Consider the following 17,916-nt stretch of genomic DNA (forward strand, 5'->3'; position numbering starts at 1 on the left):
GGTGGTATGTATCGCCGGTTTGGCACACTTCAAGAATGAATTCGACCAAACACCGCGAAGTAGCCAAGCTCGATCGCGTTCCGTTGCCGGTCGAGGCCGCCCGTATGGGCACGACCGGCTGGCAGCTCACCCGCACCGGCGCCCGCGTGCTCAGCACGCTGCCCGGGCGTGGGCGCTGGCAGGAGAAGGTCATCAAGCAAATTCCACAGACCTTCTCCGACCTCGGCCCCACCTATGTCAAGTTCGGTCAGATCATCGCGTCCAGCCCGGGTGCATTTGGCGAAGGGCTGAGCCGGGAGTTCCGCAGTCTTCTCGACGCGGTACCGCCCGCCGACACCGCCGAGGTACACAAGCTGCTCAAGCAGGAGCTCGGTGGCGACCCGGCCGACCTGTTCGCCACGTTCGAGGAGGAGCCGTTCGCATCGGCCTCGATCGCCCAGGTGCACTTCGCCACCCTGCACACCGGTGAGGACGTCGTCGTCAAGATCCAGCGGCCGGGTATCCGCCGCCGGGTGGCCGCCGACCTGCAGATCCTGAAGCGCTTCGCCCAGCTCGTCGAGCTGGCCAAGCTGGGACGGCGACTGTCCGCCCAGGACGTGGTCGCCGACTTCTCCGACAACCTCGCCGAAGAGCTCGACTTCCGCATCGAAGCGCAGTCCATGGAGGCCTGGGTATCGGGTCTGCATGGTTCCCCGCTGGGCCGCAACATCCGGGTGCCACACGTGCACTGGGAGTTCACCAGCGAGCGGGTGCTGACCATGGAGCGGGTGCGCGGGGTGCGTATCGACGATGTCAAGGCAATCCGCACGAAGGGGTTCGACGGCACCGAGCTGGTCAAGGCGCTGCTGTTCTCCACCTTCGAGGGTGGCCTGCGCCACGGGCTGTTCCACGGCGATCTGCACGCCGGCAACCTGCTGGTCGACGACGACGGCCGCATCGTGTTCCTGGACTTCGGCATCATGGGCCGCATCGATCCGCGTACCCGCTGGCTGCTGCGCGAGCTGGTCTACGCGCTGCTGGTCAAGAAAGACCACGCCTCCGCAGGCAAGATCGTGGTGCTGCTGGGCGCGGTGGGCACCACCAAGCCCGAGCAGCAGGCCGCCAAGGACCTCGAGGCATTTGCCGCCCCGCTGACGCTGAAGACGCTCGGGGACATGTCGTACGCCGATATCGGCAAACAGCTTTCGACGCTGGCCGACGCCTACGACGTAAAACTGCCGCGCGAGCTGGTGCTGATCGGCAAACAGTTCCTCTACGTCGAGCGCTACATGAAACTGCTGGCACCGAAGTGGCAGATGATGAACGACCCCCAATTCTCCGGGTACTTCGCCAATTTCATGGTCGAGGTCAGCCGCGAGCACCAGAGCGACGTCGAGGTCTGATGGAGATTCGTACCGGCACGGCAAGAGTCCCCTGGGGGCAGAAGCGCAGCGACCCGGGGCAAGCGCAAGAAGATCTCGAGATCTACTTCGAGGACATGGGCAACCCCGGCGACCCGCCGGTTCTGCTTGTCATGGGGCTCGGCGCTCAGCTTCTGTTGTGGCGCAATGGGTTCTGCGAGAAGCTGGTCGACCAGGGTTATCGCGTGATTCGCTACGACAACCGCGACGTGGGGTTGTCCTCCAAACTGCACGGCCTGCGCGCCGGCGGCGGGCTGGTCCCCAACCTGGTGCGCTCCTATCTCGGGCGCCCCAGTCCGTCCGTCTACAAACTGGAGGATATGGCCGACGACGCCGCGGCGTTGCTCGATCATCTCGGGCTCGACCGTGCGCACGTGGTCGGGGCGTCGATGGGCGGGATGATCGCGCAGATCTTCGCCGCACGGCACAGCCGCCGAACGAACGCTTTGGGAATCATCTTCTCGTCCAACAACTCTGCGTGGTTGCCGCCTCCGGCGCCGCGGGCGCTGCTGTCCCTGATCACCGGCCCGTCGCCCAACTCGCCACGCGAGGTGATCATCGAGAACTCGATCCGGGTCGGCAAGATCATCGGCAGCCCGGGCTATCCGATATCCGAGGAGAAGGCGCGCGCCGATGCCATCGAGGCATACGAGCGGGCGCACTACCCGCAGGGCATCGCACGGCACTTCGGCGCCGTACTCGGCAGCGGCAGCCTGAAGCGCTACGACCGGCAGATCAGCGCACCCACCGTGGTCATCCACGGCCGCGCCGACAAGCTGATGCGCCCATCCGGCGGACGCTCGATCGCATCGGCTATCCCGAATGCCCGACTGGTGCTATTCGACGGGATGGCGCATGACCTGCCCGAAGCGCTGTGGGACGACATTGTGGGTGAGCTCAAGACCACGTTTGCCGAGGTCAGCTAGCTAATTACGGTGCGCCGTGAACTCGCCGACTCACACTTGTCGGGGCTAGCATCGGGTGTGCACACGCGGTGATCGCCAGTCTCGGGGGGATACGTGGTTGCTGCCTCAAGCATTCAGATGCGAAAGGCACACCGGCATGGCCAAACGACTACAACCTCATTTCGAAGACGTACAAGCCCACTACGACTTGTCCGACGATTTCTTCCGGCTTTTCCTCGATCCGACCCAGACCTACAGCTGCGCGTACTTCGAACGCGATGACATGACTTTGGAACAGGCCCAGATCGCCAAGATCGACCTCGCGCTGGGCAAATTGGGCCTTCAGCCGGGCATGACTTTGCTGGATATCGGCTGTGGATGGGGCGCCACCATGATGCGCGCCCTGGAGAAGCACGACGTCAATGTCATCGGCCTGACGCTGTCGAAAAACCAGCGCGATCATGTCGAGCGGATCTTCGAAACAACCGCCAGCCCCCGGGACAAGCGCGTCGAGCTCGAAGGCTGGGAGCAGTTCGACGAGCCGGTCGACCGGATCGTATCGATCGGTGCCTTCGAGCATTTCGGCTTCGACCGCTACGACGACTTCTTCGCGATGGCCCACCGGGTGCTACCCGACGACGGGGTGATGCTGCTGCACACGATCACGTCGTTCACGTTTGACCAAATGGCGCAGCGGAAGGTCCCGCTCACGTTCGAGGCGGCACGGTTCGCGAAGTTCATGCTCACCGAGATCTTCCCGGGTGGCCGGCTGCCGACGGTGGAAAAGGTCGAAGACCATTCGAGCAGAGCCGGCTTCACGCTGACGCGTGTCCAGTCGTTGCAACCGCACTACGCGCGCACACTGGATTGTTGGGCGGCGGCGCTGGAAGCCAACCGCGACAAGGCCATCGAGGTGCAGTCCGAGGAGGTGTATGAGCGGTACATGAAGTACCTCACCGGCTGTGCGCGTGGATTCCGGGTCGGATACATCGACGTCGATCAGTTCACGCTCGAGAAGCAGCCGAAGGACACGCACCGTTAACGCACTGCTTGACGGCCGTTCCGATGGGCCGAGACGGTATGGTCCAGATCACATAGTGCATACTGGCGCGCAAACCCATTCGCGGGGGCAGTGGAGTAGTTCGATCAGAAAAATCAGGAAGGCTTAACACTCATGCCCGAGGCAACCGAGACCAAGGACATGCGGCCCCATTTCGAAGAGATCCAGGCGCATTACGACCTTTCAGACGACTTCTTCGGCGTGTTCCAGGACCCGACACGCAAGTACAGCTGCGCATACTTCACCGGACCGAATGCCACCCTCTCCGAAGCCCAGATCGCCAATGTCGACCAGCACCTGGACCGCTTGGACCTCAAGCCCGGCATGACCCTGCTCGAGGTGGGCTGCGGTTGGGGCCTGACGCTGCAGCGCGCGATGGAGAAGTACGACGTCAATGTGATCGGCTTGACGCTGTCGAAGAACCAGAAGGCCTACTGCGAGCAGCTGCTGGGCAAGATCGACACGACGCGCACGTTCGATGTTCGGCTGGAAGGTTGGGAGCAGTTCCACACCCCCGTCGACCGCATTGTGTCGATTGAGGCTATCGAGCACTTCGGCTTCGAGCGCTTCGATGACTTCTTCAAGAACTCCTTCGACATCCTGCCCGACGACGGCCGGATGACCATCCAGAGCAGCTGCGGCTACCACCCCGACGACCTGGCCGCCCGTGGCAAGAAGCTGACATTCGAATTGGCCCGCTTCGCCAAGTTCATGGTCGACGTGATCTTCCCCGGCGGCCGTATCCCGAGCACCAAGATGTTGGTCCAGCACGGCGAGAAGGCCGGGTTCGTCGTACCTGAGCCGCTGTCCCTGCGCAATCACTACATCAAGACCCTCGGCATCTGGGCAGCGCGGCTGGAATGGCACAAGGACGAGGCCATTGCGGCCGCGGGCATCGAGAGCTACGACAACTACATGCGGTACCTGACCGGCTGCCAGTACTACTACGTCGACGAGGCGATCGACGTGAGCCTGGTGACCTATCTCAAGCCGGGTGCGGCCGCCTAGTCCGCGCCACCAGACGCACAGTCCCCCGCCACGCCAAAGCGTGGCGGGGGATTTCATGTCCGCCGACCCATGTCGGATCAAGCGGGCGCCGTTCGTCGGACAGGTAGAGAGTTCAACCAGCGGATCACGCGGGCCAAAAATAAGATCTGCCAAGCGAGTATCCCGCTACCAGTGCCGCCACGGGAACTGCGGGGAGAGCGCACGCCGCACGTACTGTCGTGCATCTCCTCGGTGCTCACCGATGGGTAGTGGTCGTCGGCCGGCCAGCGAACTGTGCGCGCTGATGCCCGCGGAGTTGGCGGTCCATGCGGTGCATGCACTTGTGTTGCTTCATGATTCACGTTGATCAACCCGAACGGATACAGCCGGTGAATCGGTGCCATAGGAGGAGCAGGACCGGCGCAGCGAAGCCGTCGATTGGTATCGGAAGGCGATGGAACTCAACGGCTCTGAACCCGGGCGAGTATTTCTCCGTCGGCGAATCGCCGACTACGGCGGCTGACCGCGAGTTAGTGTCGGGGTCATGGCAGTTGGCCGGCTCGCTGATCCGAATTGCACACTCGGCACCGATCCCCGATCGGATCCGCGGATGGTGGCGGCATTCGCCCCGATCGGTCTGGCCGACCCGTTTCCTGATGCACCGCTGACGGTCGACTCGCCGTTGGCGGATCGGTTGGCATATGCGGCGGCCGCCGAGGAAGCTGTCGGCGGCGTGCTCAACGCGTTCGCGTCGGCCGCTCCTGCTCCCGACGGAGTCACCACGACGACGGTGACGATTCCCGGTAACGACGGCAACGAGATCACGCTGTTCGTCAGCCGCCCGGACCGGGCCCACGGCCCGTTGCCTGCGGTGGTGCATTTCCACGGCGGGGCGATGGCAATCGCCAGTGCCGGGGATCCCGCGTACCGGCATATCCGGGAGAGCCTGGCGGCCACCGGCCTGGTGGCGGTTGGGGTGGAGTTCCGCAATTCCGGTGGTCGGCTCGGCGCACATCCGTACCCAGCGGGGTTGAACGACTGCGCGGCCGCCACCCGGTGGGTGCACGCCAACGCCGCCGATCTCGGGGTGAGCCATCTGATCGTCGCCGGCGAGTCCGGTGGCGGAAACCTGACGCTGACCGTCACACACAAGGCCAAACGCGAAGGGTGGCTCAGCGAGATCGCTGGGGCATACGCCCAGTGCCCCTACATCTCCAATCGCTGGCTGGACTATCCCGATGAACTGCCGTCGTTGCGGGAGAACGACGGCTACTTCATCAGCTGCCAGCAGGCCGCGTTGCTGGGCTCGATCTACGACCCGAGCGAGACACATAACGAGGATCCGACCTGCTGGGCGGGGCTGGCCAGCCACGACGACCTGGTTGGCCTGCCGCCCCACGTGATCTCGGTGAACGAACTCGATCCCCTGCGGGACGAGGGCCTCGCCCACTACCGCCGGCTGCTCGCTGCGGGAGTTCCCGCGGCAGGGCGGATCGTGGTCGGCACGTGTCATGGCGGGGACTTGCTGTTCCCGGCGTTGATGCCGGAGGTTTTTGCGGCCTCAGTGCGTGACGTCAGCGGTTTCGCGCACTCGGTGGGTTGTTATTAAGAGCCATTAAATGCCCTGCATCCCAGCGTCGACCGATTCGGTGCAGCCGAGGGTCTTATCGATATCAAATTTCGAGGCGAGCAGGCAAGGAAAAACGTCCGCCGATCAGCACCGTTTCGGTTGACAGGGGGTAGCACCTCTGCGAGTATTGGCTCAACCCGTTATGGGATCTTGACCACACTTTTGGGGGGTAGTTATGTCGGTCATCGCTACAAAACTTCAGACCACCGCTGGTGCCGCGATCATCGCGGCCGCAGCTGTGATGACGCCGGCCGTTGCTCACGCAGCGCCAAGCCTGGCTTCGTTCTCCGAGGGAATCGGCAACTCCGCCGAGCTCCTCATCGACCCGGTGGTCATCGTGGCCACCCCCGGTGCGCACAAGAGTGCCGCGGCGAGCGTGACGGCCAACTCGACGCCGCCCGCCCAGGTCATCCAGACATTCATCTCAGGGTTTGTTGACGCAGCCCAGAGCGCCGTCAAGGCAGGCGTCCAGTATTTCGGGACGTGGGTCTACGGCGGTCTCGCGTTCACCGGCCTGGCGTTCTCGTTGGCGGGTCAGATCCTTCCCGGCCCGATCGGCGACGCCTTCACCAACGTCGGCACCGGATTCGACAACGCAGCCACCAACGTCGCCAAGGCCATCAAGATCGGCCCGTACTCCACTTCGGCCTAATCAGTCAAAAGAAACGGCTCGTCAGTTGTTGCCAATCAGCAGCTGGCGGGTCGTTTTTTGTTGGCCAACTGTCGCGGTTGATCTTCAAATGCTGACCGCACTGGATATGGGAATTAATTGAGTGAAATTCTTTTCGCGGCGACGGTTCAACGACGACCCGGACGATGACGATGAAGTTGTGACCCACGACGGTGATGACGAGGAACAGCGCTGGTTCAAGCGCCGCGAGGTCGTTTGGGCCGCGCTGGGAGTTTTGGCCATCGTCATTGTGTTCGGGGGTTGGCTCGGTTTGCGCGCGCAAACCGCGAAATCGAGCCTTGAGCAAGCTCGCAGCAGTGCACAGCAGGCCAAAGACGCACTCCTGCAGGGAAATACGAAGGATGCATCGCGCTTTGCAGCCGATGCGCAATCACATGCCAAGGCGGCCCGCGACGCGACGCATTCGCTGCCGTGGGACATCGTCTCCGTCGTGCCATGGTTGGGCAGCCCGTTCAAGACTGGGCAACAGATCTCCGATGTGGTGCTCGGCCTGGCCGCCGACGTTCTGAAACCCGTCGCGGATGCGGGCTCGACTGTCGCGCCGGATCAGTTGCTTGCCAACGGCCGGCTGGACGTGGCAGCGCTTCGCCGGGAAGAGCCAACGCTGACCAAGATCGCGGCAGACGCGGCGCGCCTCGATGCTGCCGCACAGGCCATTTCAGAACCGAGTTACCTCGCCGCGGTCAGCGGAGCCCGATCACAGCTTCAAGCGCAAGCGTCTGACATTTCACGACTGCTGGGCAACACGGCCCTCGCCGCGCGGCTGGCACCGTCGATGCTGGGCGCCGATGGCCCTCGCAGCTATTTCATGGCTTTCCAGACCAACGCCGAAGCCCGAGGTACCGGAGGGCTGCTCGGCGGGTTTGGGATCCTCCGGTTCGACGACGGCAAACCGAGCGTCGACAATCTTGGAGCGAATACCGAACTAGACAAGGCTTTCACTCCGTTCTCGGTTAACCCAGAATTCGACGAGCAGTATGGGTTTACCAATCCCACCACTGATTACCGCAATAGCAATCAGAGCTCGCACTTTCCGTACGCGGCGCAAATTTGGAAGTCGATGTGGGCGCAACAGACCGGGATGAATGTCGATGGAGTCATCTCCATCGATCCAATCGCTCTGAGCTACATCCTCGGCGCCACCGGAGCGATCACGTTGCCGGACGGCGAGATGGTGACCAAGGACAACGTCGTCGAATTGACCGAGTCAACGGTATATAGCCGCTTTCCGACTGATCAAGCTGCACGAAAGCGCTATCTGCAAGAGATTGCCACCGAGGTGGTCAAGAAGATCACCAAGCCGGTGGAATCACCGCGAAAGCTGCTCAACGCCTTGGGGCGAGCAGTCAGCGAGCGCCGAATCGCGGTGTGGACCTCGTCGCCGACCGATCAGGAGCTGCTGGAAGAAACGCCGCTGGCGCACGTCATTCCCGACGATCCGGCGCCATACGCGGAAGTCGTCGTCAATAATCTCGGCGGCAACAAAATGGACTATTACCTCGATCGACAGATCGAATACGTGGCCGACGGCTGTGATGGCGACAAGCGCACGTCGACCGTGACGATCCGACTGACCAACACACTCAAGGACGTGGACGGGTTACCGGACTACGTCGCAGGGCGGCTGGGCTTTTTCCCCAATATCTCCGGGGAGATCCCCAAGGGGACGATGCTCACCTCAGTCCGCCTCCTGACCACCAAGGGCGCGGACGTCATCAGCGTTCTCGCCAACGGCAAAAGGACCCGGGTCTTCGGATCGACGGAACGTGGACACCCGAGCTTCGAATCTCAGGTGGCCATACCGCCGGGTCAGACGATCGAATTGATCTTCCGACTCATCGAACCGATCACTTCCGGAGCGGCACGAGTTCCGATTCAGCCGCTGGCGGACAATGCCACTGCGAAGGTCTCGGTGCCCACATGTACTCGATAGGCCGCGCTCAACCCGCCGGGGTCGGCATTGCCCCCGCCATCGCGGTGCCTGTGTGTCCAGGATGAGTTGCGGCGCCTCAACAGGGGTACTTAGCCAAGCGTTGCAATCTGAATGCTGGGCCCGGACTTGATAGATGGAAGCTCAAGAACCGTAGCCCGGCAGATTGCGACATGGGAGCGGGCGGGGAATGACAGGAGGGGACCGCTGTGAATCTGCAGGAATTCGCCAGAGTGCTGCGCACTCGATGGGTCACCGTGGTCTTGACGATCATCATTGCGGTTTTGGGTGCAATCGCGGTCAACCTCTTCACGACCCCGCTGTACCAGGCTTCGACGCGGCTCTTCGTATCAACGACGGCTGGCGCGTCGGTGACCGAGATTTACCAGGGCAATCTGTTCTCTCAACAACGAGTCAAGTCGTACGCCGAGCTGGTCACGGGAGAAACGTTGGCACAGCGCACAATCGACAAACTGGGCCTGGATATGAGCGCAGGCACGCTGCAGGCAAAGGTTACGGCGACCACTGAAGCTGACACGGTCCTGATCGATGTCGCCGTTCTCGACGAGTCGCCACTTCGTGCCCGCGACATTGCCAACACCCTCTCCGACGAATTCGTCTCCCTGGTGCGCGATTTGGAGACACCGGAGAAGGGGGGTACGCCCAACGCGCGCGTTGTCGTTGAACAGCGCGCATCGCTTCCCCACCAGCCTGTAGTCCCCAAGACCGCGCGCAATCTTGCGGTCGGACTCGCATTCGGCACGCTGTTAGGTGTGGGTCTTGCTGTTCTGCGCGACATGCTGGATAACACCATCAAGACCCAACAAACCCTTGAAACGGTCACCGGCACCGGCGTCGTGGGCTACATCCCCCTCGACAAGGAGCTACGAAAGACACCGGCGATAGCGTTCGATGCGGAAAACTCGGGAGTGGCCGAAGCCTTTCGTAAACTGAGGACCAACCTGCAGTTCCTTGCCGTCGACAACCCGCCTCGCCTGATCGTGATCACCAGCTCCTCGCCGAGTGAAGGTAAGTCGACGACGGCAATAAACATTGCCCTCGCGCTGGCCGAGGCCGAGCACAACGTATTGCTGATCGACGGCGACATGCGTCGTCCGCGCTTGGCCAAGTACCTCGACCTAGTTGGATCGGTGGGGTTCAGCACGGTACTCAGTGGCGGCGCACCACTGGCCGAGGTGCTGCAGAAAACACGCTTTCCCCGCCTGACCGTTCTGACCGCCGGACCTACTCCGCCGAATCCGAGCGAGCTCCTTGCGTCAATGGCGGCTAAGAACTTACTGGGCGAAGTCCGTGCGCAATTCGACTACGTCATCGTCGATACGTCGCCGCTGCTCGCTGTCACAGACGGGGCAATCCTGGCCGCGAACGCAGATGGTGCGCTGGTTGTCGCGCGCTTCGGACACACCAAGCGCGAGCAACTCACCCACGCAATTGGAAGCCTGAATGATGTTGGCGCCGCGGTACTCGGCGCAGTGTTCACGATGATGCCGACCCGTGGCGGCTCGGCGTACAGCTACAACTACTACAACTACGGCCAGGGTTATGGCGACAAGGACCAGAATCAAGGTTCCGGACGGGAGTCTGCATCCGGAGGTTTGACGGGCGAATCCGCGGGCAAGACTTCCACGGCGGGCAAATCGGCAGTAAATAAGCACGCAAACAAGGAAACGGGGGCGTCCCACCGCGCAGAAAGCGGCCATGCTTCTGAGAACTAGCTGTGCAACACCTGCGTGGCCGAGTTATTATGCGGCGACTCCCCCACGCTATAGCTAATATCTCCACGTCAGACTCGACACGTTTCAGCTCGAGTGGCGCCGCCAAGGGGGTTCGCAACGTTGGGCGGACGGGTCTCCGCTGAGTTGTCGCGGCCAGCAGTCTTCGGTTTCCCATGTGCGGGATAGCCGGTATTCGTCGGATCGATGGTGCACCGGTCGACCGAGAGGCGCTGTCGTCCATGGCGCAGCTGTTGCGTCATCGTGGTCCGGATGCAACGGGCATTTGGTTTGATGGCACTATCGGAGTAGCGCATACACGTCTTTCGATCATCGACGTGGACGGCTCCTCACAGCCAATGGCCAGCGTCAACGGACGGCTACATCTCGTGTTCAATGGCGAGATTCTCAATTACCGTGAGCTGCGGAGCGGTCTGTCATACCCGTTCCAAACAAAGGGTGACACAGAGGTCCTGCTTGCGCTCTACGAGAAGTACGGCCCGGCCTCAGTGGAGAAGCTGCGCGGCCAATTTGCGTACGCAATCTTGGATTCCGACAGCCAAGAAATTCACCTGTTCCGTGATCGCATCGGAATTCTGCCGCTCTACTACTACTCCGACGAGCATCAGTTCGCTTTCGCCTCGGAAATCAAGGCCCTGCTGCCGCTTATCCAGTCGCCCACGGTTGACGACGACAGCCTCCACGATTATCTGGCGCATCGAGCGGTCCCGAGTCCACACACCATGATCAAGGGTGTCCGTAAGCTGCCGCAAGGCCATCACCTGGTTGTCAAGCCTGACGGCAGCTGCCGCTTGTCGGCCTACTGGCAGCTCGCTCCCCAATCCTCGCCCCGGAACGGGCTCACCGCGCTCGATGCCGTTGGATTGGTCGACAAGACGCTGAAAACGGCGGTGCACGAGTCGCTCGTCGCGGATGTTCCTGTCGGCGTGTATCTGTCTGGCGGCGTCGACAGCAGCTTGCTGACAGCAATGAGCAGAACTGAGCATCCCGATCAGGTATTGCATACCTTTGGCGCGTCGTTTGATGACCCGCGATACGACGAGAGCCCTTGGGCTCGCAAGGTTGCCGACGCCTTCAGCACCACTCACCACGAAGTGGTCGTCACTGCCGATGACTTCATGGACAATTGGGCTCGCCTGAGCTGGTACCGGGACGGTCCCCTGTCGGAGCCGGCCGACGTCGCGATCTTTCGACTTGCGCAATTGGCACGGGAACACGTCAAAGTCGTACTCAGCGGTGAGGGCAGCGACGAACTTTTCGGGGGCTATCCCAAATATGGCTACGCCAATGCGACGCGCTGGCTCGGCTCCGTCCCCTCATCGGCACTACTCGGTCGACTCGAAAAGTCCTTGCCCGCCAGCAAGTCTCGAATGCGGATCGCGGTTCGTGCGCTGGCGGAGAGCAGCTATGAGGAGCGGCTCAGGGGCTGGTTCGCGCCGTTCACCGTTGCCGAACGCGATCGGCTGATAGGTCGGCTATCTCCACGCAGTGCGCCGAGTGCCTACACCCGCGGTCGCGGTGACGCGTTGCGGCGCATGCTGTACGCCGACGCCTCGGTCTGGCTCGCAGACAACTTGCTCGAACGGGGCGACCGCATGTCTATGGCGGCGTCATTGGAGACTCGGCCGCCGTTTCTCGACCACCGTCTCGTCGAGGTCGCATTCGACCTGCCCAGTTCCTTCAAGGTGCGCCACGGAGTGTCCAAGTGGGTGCTTAAAGAAGTGGCTCGACGCTACCTGCCTGCCGACATCGTCGACCGGCCCAAGGTCGGATTCAAAGTCCCGTTGGATCGTTGGTTCCGGCAAGGACTGAGAGACATGGCAGTTGACCTACTCACCGGACCGTCTTCCTATGTCGGGAACAATCTCCACGGCGAGATGGTGACCGGACTTCTCGATTCTCATATGCGCGGCGAGCGGGACGAAGAAGCGAGAATTTGGACTCTGCTGTCGCTTGAAGTCTGGCACCGCGAACTTTCTCGGCATCTTTAGCGCCGCGTCACCGATCCGAGCGGGATATCCCTAGCCTCGTCTGTTCATGTCCTAAGCCATCTGAACAGCCGTCGCAGCGACGCAGAACTCCGAGCTGTGAGCGGATAGTAGATGGCCATAAAGCCGGCAACACCACCCAGGAACAAGACGGTCCGCGGAAACCAATGCTGCGCGATGTGGTGTTCCAGGTAGTTTGTACCGAAGCCGATTACCGTCCCGGCAAAGACTCCGGCGCCCAGCGCAATCCCGTAACCGCGAATGACACGATTCGACAGCTTGAACTCCAATTTCCGGTGCAGGCTCCGCAAACGCAACGGAAGATCCACGCCATACGCCAGACTAACGGCCCCAGCTATCCCGAACAGCGCATACTGGGGCGGTAAAACCACACTCGCAACCGAGGCTCCCGCAATCCAGACAATTCCGATAATCGCCGCGCTCAGGAGAGGCGTCTTCGCATCATGCGCCGCGTAGAAAGGACGAATAAGTAACTCATGTAGCGCATGGGGAACGAGCCCCACAGCCAGCACCGTTAGGATTAATCCGATGAAATGGGCGGCACTGCGACTCGTCTCCCCGCGGGTGAATAGGAGTTCAGTACCCAGTGGGCCCAGACAGATGAAGATCGCCGCCACTGGAACGAGGAGAGCGCCTGTAGCGAGGATGCCCTCGTTGAGTTCTTTCGACGCGGATTCGTGATCGCCGTCCGAGTAATGTTTGGACAATCGCTGCAATAACACGTTCGCCAAACTCACGGCCGCGATAGCCGACGCAACAATTGAGAGCGTCTGGGCATAGAAGAAAGCGGTGTAGCCCCGCCCTTCGTAGCCAACAGTCTTTGCCGCACTGCCCGCCTGCGTCGAGAGTGCGGCGGTCACGAGATTGGCACCCTGGTAGCACGCAATGGCTGCGACGGTAAGAAGACCCGTGATTGCCGTCGCCCGAAGGCCCAGACCGCGAAGCTGGAAACGAGACCGTAATCGAAATCCCGCGCGCCGAAGGAAAAGCAACAGAAGTACCGACTGGAGCGCGGAACCGAGAAGCGTAGATCCTCCCAGGAGTGCGATCTCCCAGGCGTTCATTGAGCCTGGCGAGTTCGCTTCTACCGTGCCGACTACGACGATCGGAATACAAGCAAAAATGATCACAGCGCTGTTGACCGTCGGCATCCATGCGACGGCGGTAAATCGACCGCGCGCATACATGAGCTGCGAACCAACGCTAAACAGCGCATAGAAGAAGACCTGAGGGACACACCATAATGTGAGCTGCAGCCCCAACGACGACTGCGCCTCTCCCCAAGATGAGCCACCCATCAACTGAATGAGGCTTGGGCTGAGCAGAAGCAAGAGTGCTGTCACGATGACGCCGAACACGGCGCCAGCGAAGATCAAGAAGCTCCCGTACTCTTCGCCGCGCGCCCCTGAGATTCGAGCCTGACGCATGAGCTGTGGAACGAAGACGAACGCGATCGTCCCGCCGCCAAGGAGAGTGAATATCTGGCTCGGGACTTGATTGGCGATGTTGTAGGAGTCCGCCACAAGACCAGTGCCGATGGCTGAGGCAAGGGCGAGATTTCGCGCAAATCCGATGCCAGTCGAGCACAGGGTGGCCGCTGAGGCCGCGAACGACGTCTTGCCGACCCCCGAAGAATCAGGGTCGCCGGCCGTCAAGAACTTCTCTTCCCTGCATCGCCGCCAGACAAGGCACTACTGGACCGGTTCGCAATGCGCCAGACGAAGACGGATCGAGCACATGCGAAAGACGGCGCAACCCGCATAATCGGTCGGGCAAGCATTGATCAATCCAATTCCCCTCCCGGCAAGGCGCATCCAATGTGATGCGCCAAGTCATCGGCCTCCTGAGTGTAGCCATCGAGCCTGAGGCGGCCTGGACTGGGCGTTCTGGTCGCCGATCGGTGATTAGTCAGACCGACTACAGGTTCCAAGTGCACGGATACGAAAGCAACACCGGTTGGCGGGCTCTAAAGTCAGTTGTCGCACAGCGGGTCTGGAGGTCAGGTGCTTCCGCGAGGTGACGGGCATTAGAGTCCCGGTGGGTAAGGGGGAATTAGTGGCGACGATACCGAGGACGCCGGCGCCCGCGCTCGGCCGAGAGCAGCCGCGCGGTCACATCCGCCGACCGATTGGTCGGTGCACGGCGAAGCGCGACGCAACTCCAACTGGTGGCGCCCCGCGGGCACGGCCATTGCGCCCCGGTGCTCATACCCACAGAGAGAATCGATGACCGATGCCGACCCACCGCAGGTATCCGATCGGCCCGCTGGCCAAGCGCACCATCAAGTCAGCGCTGGCATCTGCCGGGATCGGGGTGACACGATACGAAACACTGGAGAAACTCAGATCCGCTCAGAACGCACAGCGGGATATCGAGTTCCTCAGGACAATGTTCAATCCGGACACTGCCGCCCACGCAGCACCGCACCTTTACCACGCATTGGAGTGCTTACCGAATTCGAGATCACAATTTCGGCAAGACCTCTTCGTACTATCGCAATTGGATTTCAAGACCAACGGGTACTTCGTTGAATTTGGAGCAACGAATGGTATCGAGCTGTCCAATACATACTTGTTGGAGAAGGAGTTTCAGTGGACTGGAATACTGGCCGAGCCGGCACAAAGTTGGCAGAAGGCGCTGAAACGGAACCGAACCGCGCATATCGAAACCAGCTGCGTTTGGAAGGACTCGAATAGCACGCTCACCTTCAACGAGGTTGAGAATGCCGGGCTCTCGACCATCAGCGATTACAGCGACATCGACCTGCACCAGGATGCGAGAAAGCAAGGCAGGCAATATAGCGTCAATACGATCTCCTTACTGGACCTGCTGACAAAGTACAAAGCGCCAGAGGTGATCGATTACCTATCAATTGACACTGAAGGAAGCGAGTTCGCAATACTGGACAGCTTCGATTTCTCGAAGTATCGCTTCCGGATCATCACTTGCGAACACAATTACACACCGATGCGCGACGCAATCTTTGAACTTCTCACCAACAACGGCTATAGCCGGGTCTTTCCGGATGTTTCATTCAATGATGATTGGTACGTTTCCCGCCTCCCATGACCGCGAAACCCAGAGCCGCGGCTGACGCCCGCCCTGTCGTACTCGTCAACCATCTTGTAGAACCACCCGAGCAGGTCACCGGTATCACGCGATATGCGTTTGGGCTGTTGGAGGCGCTGATCCGCCGCAATGACACGCGACTCGTTCTAGCGACGACATGGACGCGGACGCAGTTGCCTCGTGCGATTGCCGCGGGCGTTGAAACGGTTGTCACCCTGCCGCACATTGCATCGACGCCAGTCAACAATCTCCGGCAGCGCAGGGAAGTCGGCAAAATCGCGCGCCGGCACAACGCCGATGTCGTCTACGCAATGAACCCGACATGCCCGCCGGTGCGCGGCATTCCGTCGGTCATCACCGTTCACGACTTCTACTACGAACAACTGCCCGAGTCCTACAAGCGTCGTAATCGGCTCTGGTGGAAAATATTCTTCACCGACGCTGCGCGGCGCGCGGCAGCCATCGCGTTTGTCTCGAACAGCACCGCCGCCGACGCCATTCGGCTGCACCCAACGGTGAAAGGCAAGGCTCACGTCGTCCCCGGAGCCGGCGTGCTGCAGCACTCGCCGACCACCTTGCCAACCAGCTTGGCCGGGCCCCCCTATGTTCTGCTGCTCGGCAACGTCACGCCCAATAAGAACATTGGCTTCGCAGTCGAAGCCCTGCGCCTTCTCGCAAAGCAGGGACGGCCAGTGCGCGCCCTGCACGTCGGCCGTGATCTGACGGGCGACTTGGCCGATGCGCTTTCCGATGATGGCGCAAAGCTCCTCCAGTCATTGGGCGGTGTAGATGATGCGGACCTCGACGCGTTGTTACGCAATGCCGCCGCGCTGGTGCAGCCCTCTCGATACGAAGGATTCGGAATCCCCATCATCGAGGCGCAGGAGCGCGGCGTTCCAGTCATCGCCAGCGATATCGCGGTGTTCCGCGAAGTCGCCGGCGATGGTGGCACTCTGGTGTGCCTCGACGACGTCCGCCCATTGGCTGAAGCTTTACACGCCATAACGACGGATGAGGCTCTTCGTTCGCAACTCTCAGCGAAGGCGCGCGCGAACAGCGCTCGCTTCACGTGGGACAAGTCGGCGGCGGCAGCAGCAGCGCTGATCAATCAACTCGCTGCGGCCGCCGATTCCTAAAAAAATCGGCGCGAATCGCAAAGGTCCCGCTAACGCCCTATGGCTCCGCGATACTGTTCGAGCAGTTCCGAATCGGAAAGCACAGTTGCGCTCTTCGTCCCAAGAAAATACAACCCACTCGCGCCGTCCAAAGACGCAGGCCTATCAATGGTCAGATAGTCAACATACTTCAGCCAGAATGACGTGAATGCCGCCAGTACAGACAGCATCTGACGAATCGGTCTACGGTTACTCAGGCTCATCAGGAAGTATTTATACGACCACGCCAAGGCCGTCCCGGTACCACTGACCGCGCCACTTGAATGCTCGTCGAATCGACGAAACAGCCGCCGATGGCCCAAATGGGTGAACCGAAGAAAATCATATCGTCCACCATGCACCTGTTGCATGAACGGGGTTTCCGCATAAATGACACCACCGTTTCTCAGGACACGGTGAATTTCTTCCACGATCTTGTGAGGATCAAGCACGTGTTCAAGTACTGCTTGAGCAATGACGCCGTCGAACGACTCCTCGCGAAACGGGATGCTATGACCGTCGAGGATAATGCCAGTACGCGGACCGAAAGCGACGTCCGACTCCACGAATTCAATATCTGCGTGCACAGACAGCGGTTCCATGCCCGCACCGAGGATGCTACCGCCAAGAATTAGCACGCGCGGGGTGGGCGAGGATGCCAACAGGAGGTTGGCAAACCTATCGTAATTATCCCGGGCCTTCAGATTTACCCCGATCGCCGGGATCAAGCGGCGTATCCACTCGACGATCGGCGCGCGGGTGGAGAATGTTGTATCGCGCCTCGCCACGAAATCACTCAGGCTGAAGACACTGTTTTCTTCATCAATCAAAACAGGAATGCCGTCGACGATGGGAAAAGCTCTGCCACAATTTGGATCGCTGCATTCCAGCTTGCTGACTTCGAGTGACAATGGCGCTCTGCAGCATGGGCAGGCAAGCCGCGTGATTGTCTCTTCGGTCAAATTTCGGCAGACGGTCGATTGAGGGTTCAAACCGCTCAAGTTCCTTCCGTTATACCTACGGCTAGCTGTACGGATATTACGCGCTTCTCATTGATCTGCAATGGCCGCTGCAGCCGCAGCAGCCGCCCGACCCACGATTGTCGTTCGAGGGGCCTGGCACTTGGTCACAGCAACTGCGGCGCGCTTCACGCCCGTCAGTTTTGTCCGCCCCCTAGGGTGGGGGTCGAAGGCGCGATGCTGGCAACTCGCTCTACCTGGCGGCCTTGCGATCGGCAGCATCAGCATTTTCTGTGCGTCGAGCGTGTGGCGTAGAACAGAATGGCCTTGGCTTGGTACCGACGTTTGACCACTTGGAGCTCATAGAT

General features: G+C 60.9%; 13 protein-coding genes. 11 read left to right on the forward strand and 2 right to left on the reverse strand.

All coding sequences use genetic code 11. From position 1 onward, the window contains the following. Positions 1 to 35 precede the first annotated feature (35 nt). The 9 genes from G6N38_RS06175 to asnB all read left to right on the forward strand — a co-directional run bounded on the left by G6N38_RS06175 (position 36) and on the right by asnB (position 12,348). Entirely contained in the window at positions 36 to 1,382 is a 1,347-nt protein-coding gene (locus tag G6N38_RS06175) for an ABC1 kinase family protein (protein WP_163746726.1), read from the forward strand. Then, entirely contained in the window at positions 1,382 to 2,326 is a 945-nt protein-coding gene (locus G6N38_RS06180) for an alpha/beta fold hydrolase (protein ID WP_407662946.1), read from the forward strand. Before G6N38_RS06175 ends, G6N38_RS06180 begins: the two co-directional genes overlap by 1 nt. Before the next feature lie 136 nt (positions 2,327 to 2,462). Then, positions 2,463 to 3,347 carry a cyclopropane mycolic acid synthase family methyltransferase gene (locus G6N38_RS06185; RefSeq protein WP_163746727.1) on the forward strand — a complete coding sequence of 295 codons (885 nt, stop codon included), beginning with the start codon at positions 2,463 to 2,465 and terminating at the stop codon, positions 3,345 to 3,347. Between the two features lie 132 nt (positions 3,348 to 3,479). Further along, positions 3,480 to 4,373 carry a cyclopropane mycolic acid synthase family methyltransferase gene (locus G6N38_RS06190; protein ID WP_163746728.1) on the forward strand — a complete coding sequence of 298 codons (894 nt, stop codon included), beginning with the start codon at positions 3,480 to 3,482 and terminating at the stop codon, positions 4,371 to 4,373. Positions 4,374 to 4,896: 523 nt separating this feature from the next. Next, positions 4,897 to 5,961, forward strand: coding sequence for an alpha/beta hydrolase (locus G6N38_RS06200; protein WP_163746729.1), 1,065 nt, complete (start codon positions 4,897 to 4,899; stop codon positions 5,959 to 5,961). 196 nt (positions 5,962 to 6,157) lie between these two features. After that, entirely contained in the window at positions 6,158 to 6,634 is a 477-nt protein-coding gene (locus G6N38_RS06205) for a hypothetical protein (protein WP_163746730.1), read from the forward strand. A gap of 178 nt (positions 6,635 to 6,812) precedes the next feature. Then, complete coding sequence (locus tag G6N38_RS06210) at positions 6,813 to 8,606, forward strand: DUF4012 domain-containing protein (protein WP_246227734.1); 1,794 nt, start codon at positions 6,813 to 6,815, stop codon at positions 8,604 to 8,606. A gap of 206 nt (positions 8,607 to 8,812) precedes the next feature. Further along, positions 8,813 to 10,339, forward strand: a complete 1,527-nt coding sequence (locus G6N38_RS06215) for a tyrosine-protein kinase domain-containing protein (RefSeq protein WP_163746732.1) — start codon at positions 8,813 to 8,815, stop codon at positions 10,337 to 10,339. 173 nt (positions 10,340 to 10,512) lie between these two features. Continuing rightward, positions 10,513 to 12,348: an asparagine synthase (glutamine-hydrolyzing) gene (gene asnB / locus G6N38_RS06220; protein ID WP_163746733.1), complete on the forward strand. Its 1,836-nt coding sequence runs from the start codon at positions 10,513 to 10,515 to the stop codon at positions 12,346 to 12,348. 44 nt (positions 12,349 to 12,392) lie between these two features. On the opposite strand, the gene murJ is transcribed toward asnB, so the two are convergent. Beyond that, positions 12,393 to 14,021, reverse strand: a complete 1,629-nt coding sequence (murJ, locus tag G6N38_RS06225; RefSeq protein WP_163746734.1) for a murein biosynthesis integral membrane protein MurJ — start codon at positions 14,019 to 14,021, stop codon at positions 12,393 to 12,395. Positions 14,022 to 14,598: 577 nt separating this feature from the next. Here murJ and G6N38_RS06230 point away from each other — a divergent pair. Both G6N38_RS06230 and G6N38_RS06235 read left to right on the forward strand, forming a co-directional pair. Beyond that, positions 14,599 to 15,435: an FkbM family methyltransferase gene (locus tag G6N38_RS06230; RefSeq protein ID WP_163746735.1), complete on the forward strand. Its 837-nt coding sequence runs from the start codon at positions 14,599 to 14,601 to the stop codon at positions 15,433 to 15,435. After that, positions 15,432 to 16,571 (forward strand): glycosyltransferase family 4 protein, encoded by a 1,140-nt coding sequence (locus tag G6N38_RS06235; protein ID WP_163746736.1) that lies wholly within the window; start codon positions 15,432 to 15,434, stop codon positions 16,569 to 16,571. Before G6N38_RS06230 ends, G6N38_RS06235 begins: the two co-directional genes overlap by 4 nt. A 29-nt stretch (positions 16,572 to 16,600) precedes the next feature. On the opposite strand, the gene G6N38_RS06240 is transcribed toward G6N38_RS06235, so the two are convergent. Next, complete coding sequence (locus tag G6N38_RS06240; protein ID WP_197748120.1) at positions 16,601 to 17,500, reverse strand: methyltransferase domain-containing protein; 900 nt, start codon at positions 17,498 to 17,500, stop codon at positions 16,601 to 16,603. Between the last annotated feature and the right edge of the window lie 416 nt (positions 17,501 to 17,916).

The sequence above is a fragment of the Mycolicibacterium helvum genome (assembly GCF_010731895.1).
GTDB lineage: Bacteria > Actinomycetota > Actinomycetes > Mycobacteriales > Mycobacteriaceae > Mycobacterium > Mycobacterium helvum.

What these genes read in the sequence shown, in the direction of transcription:
- G6N38_RS06185 (WP_163746727.1), top strand. Translation starts at nt 2,463, where the DNA reads ATGGCCAAACGACTACAACCTCATTTCGAAGACGTACAAGCCCACTAC.
- G6N38_RS06180 (WP_407662946.1), top strand. Translation starts at nt 1,382, where the DNA reads ATGGAGATTCGTACCGGCACGGCAAGAGTCCCCTGGGGGCAGAAGCGC.
- G6N38_RS06230 (WP_163746735.1), top strand. Translation starts at nt 14,599, where the DNA reads ATGCCGACCCACCGCAGGTATCCGATCGGCCCGCTGGCCAAGCGCACC.
- G6N38_RS06205 (WP_163746730.1), top strand. Translation starts at nt 6,158, where the DNA reads ATGTCGGTCATCGCTACAAAACTTCAGACCACCGCTGGTGCCGCGATC.
- G6N38_RS06190 (WP_163746728.1), top strand. Translation starts at nt 3,480, where the DNA reads ATGCCCGAGGCAACCGAGACCAAGGACATGCGGCCCCATTTCGAAGAG.
- G6N38_RS06200 (WP_163746729.1), top strand. Translation starts at nt 4,897, where the DNA reads ATGGCAGTTGGCCGGCTCGCTGATCCGAATTGCACACTCGGCACCGAT.
- asnB (WP_163746733.1), top strand. Translation starts at nt 10,513, where the DNA reads ATGTGCGGGATAGCCGGTATTCGTCGGATCGATGGTGCACCGGTCGAC.
- G6N38_RS06235 (WP_163746736.1), top strand. Translation starts at nt 15,432, where the DNA reads ATGACCGCGAAACCCAGAGCCGCGGCTGACGCCCGCCCTGTCGTACTC.
- G6N38_RS06175 (WP_163746726.1), top strand. Translation starts at nt 36, where the DNA reads ATGAATTCGACCAAACACCGCGAAGTAGCCAAGCTCGATCGCGTTCCG.